Annotated in this window: 5 protein-coding genes and 1 pseudogene; 5 read left to right on the forward strand and 1 reads right to left on the reverse strand. The window is 74.9% G+C overall.

The genetic code is table 11. From position 1 onward, the window contains the following. Positions 1-8: 8 nt before the first annotated feature. Genes IF37_RS0107025 through IF37_RS0107035 form a run of 3 tightly spaced genes read left to right on the forward strand, consistent with a single transcriptional unit; the run spans position 9 to position 2,677 of the window. Positions 9-1,085 carry a GSCFA domain-containing protein gene (locus IF37_RS0107025; RefSeq protein WP_052845020.1) on the forward strand — a complete coding sequence of 359 codons (1,077 nt, stop codon included), beginning with the start codon at positions 9-11 and terminating at the stop codon, positions 1,083-1,085. Beyond that, entirely contained in the window at positions 1,051-1,758 is a 708-nt protein-coding gene (locus tag IF37_RS0107030; RefSeq protein WP_030737863.1) for a hypothetical protein, read from the forward strand. Before IF37_RS0107025 ends, IF37_RS0107030 begins: the two co-directional genes overlap by 35 nt. 43 nt (positions 1,759-1,801) lie before the next feature. After that, on the forward strand, positions 1,802-2,677 hold the full coding sequence (locus IF37_RS0107035) for a TauD/TfdA family dioxygenase (RefSeq protein WP_030737866.1): 876 nt from the start codon (positions 1,802-1,804) through the stop codon (positions 2,675-2,677). A gap of 61 nt (positions 2,678-2,738) precedes the next feature. Here IF37_RS0107035 and IF37_RS0107040 read toward each other — a convergent pair whose 3' ends face one another. Further along, entirely contained in the window at positions 2,739-3,539 is an 801-nt protein-coding gene (locus tag IF37_RS0107040) for a hypothetical protein (RefSeq protein ID WP_030737869.1), read from the reverse strand. 302 nt (positions 3,540-3,841) lie between these two features. Between IF37_RS0107040 and IF37_RS0107045 the strand changes: the two genes are divergently transcribed. Next, positions 3,842-6,007, forward strand: a complete 2,166-nt coding sequence (locus tag IF37_RS0107045) for a hypothetical protein (protein WP_030737872.1) — start codon at positions 3,842-3,844, stop codon at positions 6,005-6,007. A gap of 398 nt (positions 6,008-6,405) precedes the next feature. Next, a pseudogene (locus IF37_RS0107050) lies at positions 6,406-7,536 on the forward strand (alginate lyase family protein); the annotation flags it as partial. Positions 7,537-8,044: the final 508 nt, after the last annotated feature.

Consider the following 8,044-nt stretch of genomic DNA (forward strand, 5'->3'; position numbering starts at 1 on the left):
GCCCCGCCGTGCACCAGCAGCAACACCCCCGTCAGCAGCATCCGCATCCGTACCGAGCCCTGCCGTCCCGCTCGTTCTGGCGGTCCGCCGTGGCCGAGCCGGAGCCCTCCGCCATCGGGGACCTGTGGACCCCCCGGTTCTCCCTCGGCCAGGACGACCCCGTCCTGACCGCCGGCTCCTGCTTCGCCCGCCACATCGGCCCCGCCCTGCTCGACCGGGGCATGAACTGGCGGGTCACCGAGCCGGCGCCACCGGGACTCACCCCGGCCGAGCGGGAGAGCCGCCAGTACGGCGCGTTCTCCTTCCGCACCGGCAACGTCTACACCGCCGCCGGGTTCCGGCAGTGGCTGTCCTGGGCGAGCGGCGAGACCGCCCCGCCCGACGAGGTCTGGTACGAGGACGGCCGCTTCTTCGACCCGTTCCGCCCCTCGCTCGAACCCGACGGCCACGACTCGGCACAGGCGGTGCTGGCCGCCCGCCGGACGACCCTGGCGGCCATCGGCGGCGCCCTCGCCGGAGCCGGCTGCCTGATCCTCACCCTCGGCCTGACCGAGGCATGGGAGAACCGGGAGACCGGCGCCGTCTACCCGGTCTGCCCCGGCACCGTGCGCGGCACCTTCGACGCCCGGCTCCACGCCTTCGCGAACGCCGGCTTCGCCGAGGTGCACCGCGACCTGACGGCGGCCCTCGGACTCGCCCGCGCCGCCAACCCGGCCCTGCGCGTGGTGCTCACCGTCTCGCCCGTACCGCTCACCGCCACCGCCACCGGCGGCCACGCGCTCACCGCCACCACGTACTCCAAGTCCGTGCTGCGCGCCGTCGCCGGGCAACTCGCCCAGGAACACGAGTACGTCGACTACTTCCCCGCGTACGAGGTCATCACCGGCGCGCCCTTCAAGGCGGGGTTCTACGAACCGAACCTGCGCACGGTCACCCCGGACGGCGTCGCCTTCGTCATGCGCCAGTTCCTCGGCGCCCTCACCCCGCCCCCGGCCGCACCGCGCCCGGCCGCCGGCCCCGGCCCCGACCGAGGAGAGGACATCTGGTGCGATGACGCCGTACTCGACTACTACGGTCCCCGCTGACGCCCCCGCCCCCGCCAGGTTCCTGCTGCTGGGCGACTCGCACGCCGGACCGGTCGGCCGGGCGGCGCGGGAGGCGGGCATTCCCTTCCAGGGCGGACCGATCGGCGCCGGACGGGAGTTCACCGCCGACTTCTTCGACGTCCGCGGCGACGACATCGTGTTCCGCAAGCCCGAGGCCGACCGCTACTACCGCCGCTTCCTGGCCGGGCTGGACGCCCCGGCCCTCGGCCGGCTGACCGTCCCGCTGGTGTCGACCCTGGGGTTCAGCACCCACTTCGTCGCCACCGCCGAGAACTGGAAGGTCTACCGGGTACGCGGCGCGTTCCCCCCGGGCTTCCTGCCGGGCCGGCTCTTCGACGACATCGTCCTGTCCATGTCCCGCGGGGCGCTGGCCTTCTACCGCCGGGCACGCGAACTCGGACTGCGCACGCTCGCGGTGCTGCCGCCGCAACGGGTCCCCGGCCACGCCGACCCCGAGGTCTTCCGGGCCGCGCAGGACACCCTCCGCCGGGCCGTGCTCCCGCTCGGCGTGGAGATCGTCGACGTGCGCGACCGGAGCACCGACGCCACGGGTGCGCAGCGCCCCGAGCTGTGCGAGCCCGACGACACCATCCACGGGAATCTGGCCTTCGGCCGGATGATCCTGGCCGACCTGCTGACGCGCGGCCTGTGACCCGAACCGCCCCCCCCGCAAGAGGAAGACACGGAAGGACACCATGGAGAAGTTCGTACTGGACGCCGTCGAGCACATCACCACCAGGCCCAGGACGGTCTACGAGACGATCGCCGCCGACCCGCTGACCCCGGTCGTCGGAGCCGAGATCACCGGCGTCGACCTCACCCGCGAACTGCCGGACCGCCAACTGGCGGAGATCCGGCACGCCTTCCTCGAACACCACGTGCTCGTCTTCCGCGACCAGGCGCTGTCGGTCGAGGACCACAAGCGGTTCGCCGCGCACTTCGGTGAGCTCCGCCCGCTGCCGGTGGCCGTCCCGGAGGGCCGCGACCCGGTCGTCCTGGAGATCAGCGCCGACAAGGACTCCACCGACGTCGACGGCCACGGCTGGCACGCCGACGGCACCTCCAATCCCGAGCTGGCCCTCGGCTCGATGCTCCACATCAGCCGCACCCCGGACATCGGCAGCGGCGGCGACACCCTCTTCGCCAACATGCACCTCGCCTACGAGGTGCTGTCCCCGGCGATGCGGGCCTTCCTCGACGGCCTGACCGCGGTCCACGACGACGCCGTCGCCTGGCAGGGCCACACCCCTCCGGAGGGCTACGTCCTGCCCAGGAACGAGCACCCGCTGGTGGTGCGCCACCCCGAGACCGGCCGCAAGCTGCTGTTCGTCAACCCCGCCTACACCTCGCACATCCCGCAGCTGTCCGGCGCGGAGAGCAAGGCGCTGCTCACCATGCTGTTCGACCTGGTCGCCCGCACGCCGATGCTGAGCTGCCGGGTCCGCTGGACCCCGGACACGCTGGTGTTCTGGGACAACCGCAGCGTCCAGCACCACGCCGTCTGGGACTACTACCCCCACGCCCGCCACGGCCGCCGCGTGGCCATCAAGGGCCGCCGGCCCGAGGCGTGAGGTCCCGCGGCCGGCGGCCCACGACGGCCACCCGCCGGCCGCCCCCGCCGGGCCGGGCGGGTCAGGAGGCCGCCCGGGCCAGGGCGTCGACGAGCCCGTCGGCCAGCCGCCGGTGGGCCGCCCGCAGCCGTGCCTCCCGCTCCCGCCGCTCGCCGTCCTCGTCCCCTGTCGCCGGGTGTTCGCGGCCGGCCCAGGCCAGGGCGCACACGTGCACCTGGGCGAAGGGGAAGGTCTCCGCGTAGGCGCGCGCGTCGGCCGCGGCCCAGGCCGCCGCCGTCGTACCGGCGTGCGCCAGGGCGTTGCCCTCGGCGAAGGACGCGGCGTTGGCGCCGGTGTTCGACTCGGCGTAGCTGCCCGCGAACTCGGCCGCCCGCTCGGCGCCGTAGTCGTTCGCGACCGCGTACGCGTGGGCCCCGGCGTACGCGTCGGCGAAGGCGTCCGCGTAGGCGTAGGCGAGGCGGTAGGCCACCCGCAGCGCGGGTTCGAGCACGGCCTCCCACTCGGCCGCCGTGACGCGCTCGCCGGCCAGGGCCCGCAGATGCAGCTCCCTCACCGCCTCCTGCGGTCCCGCCGGGCGGTCCCGCCGGACGCTCGCCTCCGCCAGCATCGGCGCGACGGTGCGGGCGTGCCAGTCGTGCACGACGGCGAACGGCACCGGACCGGCCAGACGGGCGAGCGCGCCGTGCAGCCGCAGCGCCCAGTCCCGCGCCCCGGCGCCGTCCTGGCCGTCGTACAGCACCGCGCTCACCTGCCACAGCCAGTCCGGCAGAGCGGGATCCGGAACCGGACCGGCGGCCATACCGGCCTCGAGCCGGGCGAGCAGCCGGTCGGACGACACGGCGGCGGCCGGGGAAGGGCTCATACGGTTCTCCTGTCGGGGGGCGGGACGCGGCGGACACGATGGACGCGGCGGCCGGGTTGCGGGCGGCCCGCGCAGCCTAGGAAGGCCGCCGCACGGACTCCACCGACCGCGCGCACCCTGCCCGAAAGGGCACGTTCCATGCCCGCGTGGCGCGAAGCGCCAGGTCACGCGGGGGTGCGGGGCGGGCGTGGTGGACCGCGAGGCCGGCGCGTTCCTACAGTGGATCACTGGTCCCCGGGCGCACCGGCAGGTCGCGCACCGCCCACGGGAGGGGGACCGCCCTCTCAGGGAGAAGCAAGCGCATGAGCGGCAACCAGACCGGATCGGGAGCCGACCCGCAACCGACGGCGTCCACCCGCGCGGGCACCGCGAGGACCGCGGGCCGGCCCAGCGCCCCCCGCCCGGACGCGGCCCGTACGCCGGCCGGGCCCGGCCGGCGGCAGCAGGCCCCGGTGGCCCCGCGCCCCGCCACGCCGCGCGGCGGACCGGCGGCACCCTCCTCGGACACGCGCCGGACGCCCGGACAGCCGGCCGGGACCGGGGCGGTGTCCGCCCGGGAGTTCACCGCCCACCGCGCGGGCGCCGCATGGCTCCTCTCCCCGGCCGGTACCGCCGATCCGCGCGCCCTGTCCTTCGCGGCCGGTCTCGCCCCGGACCCCGAGTACACCGTCCTGGTGGCCGACCTGCCCGACGACGTGGACGGCTCCACGCTGGAGCGGATGGCGCGGGCCGTGCCCGAGGGGACCGGCGGACTCCGGCTGGTCTTCGGCCGGCCGCCCCGCCCCGGGGCCGTGGCCGTGGCGCGGTGGCTCGCCGAGCGGCTGGGCAGGACGGTGCTCGCGGCGGACGGCACCCCGCAGCCCACCCCCGGCGGCGGCCTGTTCATCGGTGCCGACCGCGGCGCGGGATGGGTGCGCTGCGCACCCGGCCTGCCCGACGCGCGGGACTCCAGGGCCTTCCCGAAACCGAGACCGTCGTGGGAGTCCGCCCTGCCCGAGGGACCCTGGTCGCTCGGCACGACCGTGGCGGAACGGCTCCCCGCGGGTGTCTGGCTGCGCCCCGAGGCGCCGGACACCGCCCTGGACGACCACCGTACGTATCTGACCGGCCAGTTGACCCCCTCCCCCGAACTGCTCACCGTCGTTGCCGGTGTCCCCGGGACGGCGCCGTTGCCGCTCGCGGACGTCGCCCGGTTCTGGCAGGGCCTGCCCCCGCACATACGTCCGGCCGTGCGGTTCGTCTGCTACGGACCCACCCGCCTGAGCGGGGGACGGCACTTCGGCGACGTCCTCGCCCAGGTGGTCGGCGAACCCGTGCGCCGGTACAACGGCATGCCCGACGGAACCGGCGACGGCACCGAGGTGCTGCTGGTGCGGGCCGACGGCTCGCCCGGCCGTCCGCTGCTGGGACAGGAGTTCGTCCACCAGCCGCCGGCCGGCCCCGCCGGACCGCCGCCGACGTACGCCGCGGCCCACCGCTGGCCGCTCGGCGACCTGGAGCAGACCGGCCCCGGCACCTACCTCCTCGCGCCGGACGTGGTCGTCGAAGTGGTGCCCGTCGGCCTGTGGGTGCGGCTGCCGCAGGACCCGCCGTACGCCGCCGAGGTGCGCTCCGGCGACCCGGAGCCCGGCCGGGAACGGGTCCTGTGCGACGCCGACTCCGAGGAGGAACTGCCCCGGCTGCGGCAGCTCGCCGCGGACCTGGTGGAGGGTTTCCCGCCCGAGCTGCGCCGAGCGGTGCGCCTGGGCGTCTCCCGTCCCACCGGCCCGCGGGGCCACGACGTCACCGCCCCCGCCCCCGACGGCGGCGCCGTCCACCCGCGGCCGGGCGGCACCGGCCCGGCCCGGCCGCACACCGCCCGGGACAGCGGCCATGAGGGCTCCCTGTCCGTCGCGGCCGAGGTACTGCGCCGGCACCCCGAACTCACCCCGGACGTGCCGGAGCCGGACGCCGTCGCCGGTCTCGCGGCGGTGCTCCGCCGGCTGGCGGACAGTGACGAGCCGGACGGCACCGGCACCGAAGCGGCGGCCGGTCCGGCGGAGCACGACGGTGAACTGCTGCGCACCGGACTGCGGATGCTCCCCGTGCACCGGGGGGCGACCGGCCTGCGGGCCACGCTCGACGAGGCGGTGCGGCAGTGGTACGCCGGGCAGTCGCTGGTGACCGACCCCGACGTCTGCGAGGCGTCCGCCCTCGGTCCGGGCGACGGACCGGGCAACACCGACGTCCTCATCTGGTCCGAGGACGGCCGCCGCACGGACCTGCTCGACCCGCTGTGCCCGGACCGGGTGCTGTTCCTGCCAGGCTCCCGGTTCCGGGTGCTCGGCCCGGAGCCCGGCACCTCCGGCGTCGTCCTGATGCGCGAGGTCGGACCCGGGCAGCCGGCGCAGGACGCGGAGCTGGACCGGACGGCGGTGCGCGAACTGACCCGGGCGTGGCGCGACTGGCGGGGCGGCGCCGGCGCCTGACGCCGGGTCCGGCCCGCACCCGGGGCACCGGCGGGTTGTTCGGACAGATCCCCTGGCCTAACGGGCACGGTGAGGCATGCGCGCTGGCGGGCGCCCGCCGGCCGCCAGCAGGATGACGCGCGAGGGCGGCTCCCTGAGGCGGCGACCGGGACGACCCCCGGCGCCCGGGAAGCGGCCCTCGCTGTTCCCAGCCGGGCGAACCGCCCCCTTCGCGCGACACACCGGGACGTCCCGCGTCACCGGCCGAGGGTGCACCACGCAGGCTGCCGAACCCGACGGAACTGGCCACCGGCTCCTGGAAGGCGTGCCGCATGTTCAACGCACTTCTCCGCCGCCCGCCCGGGCGGTACACGGAGAAGCAGAAACGAGTCGCCCTCGGCGCCGTGATCGCCCTGTTGATGACGGCGGTCGTGGCGGTCCCCGCGCTCGCGGGACAGGACGGGGACCCCGCCCCGTCCACGGCGTTCGCCCACCCCGGGGTGATGGAGAGCAGACCCCAACTGGACTTCGTACGAGAGAAGGTGCAGGCGGGGAGCCAGCCCTGGAAGGGCGCGTTCGACCAGATGATGGCGAGCACCTACGCCTCCCTGTCCCGCCAACCCAGGCCCCGCCAGACGGTGGAGTGCGGCCCGTACTCCCAGCCCGACAACGGGTGCACCGCCGAGCGGGAGGACGCGATCGCCGCGTACACCGACGCCCTCGCCTGGTACCTCACCCAGGACGAGAAGTACGCCCAGAAGTCCATCCAGATCATGGACGCCTGGTCGTCGACGATCACCTCCCACACCAACAGCAACGCGCCGCTCCAGACCGGCTGGGCCGGGTCCATGTGGCCGCGCGCCGCGGAGATCATCCGCTCCACCTACACCGGGTGGCCGCAGGAGGAACGCTTCGCGACCATGCTGCGCGACGTCTACCTGCCCGAGGTCATCAAGGGCTCGGACAGCAACGGCAACTGGGAACTGAGCATGATGGAGGCCGCGGTCGGCATCTCCGTCTTCCTCGACGACCGCACCAGCTACGACGAGGCGGTGGCCCGCTATCTGAAGCGCGTCGCCGCCTACGTCTACCTGGACTCCGACGGCTCCCTGCCCAAGGCGGCGACGGGAGGCGTGGCCGAGAAGTCGGCGACGGTCGGCTACTGGCAGGGCCAGTCCACCTTCACCTCCGGCCTGACCCAGGAGACCTGCCGCGACCTGAAGCACACCGGGTACGGCATCTCCTCGATCTCGCACGTCGCCGAGACCGCCTGGATCCAGGGCCAGGACCTGTACTCCCAGGTGGGTGAACGCCTGAAGCAGGCACTGGAGTTCCAGTCGAAGTACTCGCTCGGCGCGGCCGTGCCGTCGTCCATCTGCGGTGGCAGCCTGAAGGACGACCTGGGGCCCGTCACGGAGGTCGGGTACAACGCCCTGCACACCCGGCTGGGCGAGGACCTGCCCGAGACCGCCAAGCTCACCGAGCGCAACCGCCCCGCGGGGACGAACCACCTGTTCGTCGCGTGGGAGACGCTCACCCACGCCGACAACACGGCCGGCCCCGGGACCACCCAGCAGTCGTCCGCCACGCCGTCCGCCTCCCCGGTCACGGGCGCGGTGGCCCCGGGCAAGGGCACCATGGGCTTCCCGTCCCGTTACGCGGCACCGTACGTGGAGACGTGGGGCTCGCCCGACGAGTTGGAGAAGGCGCGTCAGGCGGGGCTGAAGTACGCCACCCTCGCGTTCGTGCTGGACGGCGGCGGCTGCAAGGCCACCTTCAACGGCGACACGCCCATCACGGACGAGAAGTGGCAGGTGGCGGTACAGGGTCTGCGTGGTTCCGGCGGTGAGGTGATCGCGTCGTTCGGCGGGGCCTCCGGCAAGGAACTGGCGCAGGGCTGCGATGCCGTACCCGCGTTGCAGGAGCAGTACGGCGCGGTCGTGGACGCCCTCGGCCTGTCCCGGCTGGACTTCGACATCGAGGGTGCGGCGCTGGCGGACACGGCGGCGAACCACCGTCGCAACCAGGCGCTGGCGGCGTTGCAGAAGGAGTCGGAGG

The sequence above is a fragment of the Streptomyces sp. NRRL S-31 genome, assembly GCF_000718775.1.
In the GTDB taxonomy this organism is placed as follows: domain Bacteria; phylum Actinomycetota; class Actinomycetes; order Streptomycetales; family Streptomycetaceae; genus Streptomyces.

Bases quoted from the DNA above. Each gene is read 5' to 3' on its own strand.
- IF37_RS0107030 (WP_030737863.1), top strand. From the start codon at position 1,051: ATGACGCCGTACTCGACTACTACGGTCCCCGCTGACGCCCCCGCCCCC.
- IF37_RS0107035 (WP_030737866.1), top strand. From the start codon at position 1,802: ATGGAGAAGTTCGTACTGGACGCCGTCGAGCACATCACCACCAGGCCC.
- IF37_RS0107040 (WP_030737869.1), bottom strand. From the start codon at position 3,539: ATGAGCCCTTCCCCGGCCGCCGCCGTGTCGTCCGACCGGCTGCTCGCC.
- IF37_RS0107045 (WP_030737872.1), top strand. From the start codon at position 3,842: ATGAGCGGCAACCAGACCGGATCGGGAGCCGACCCGCAACCGACGGCG.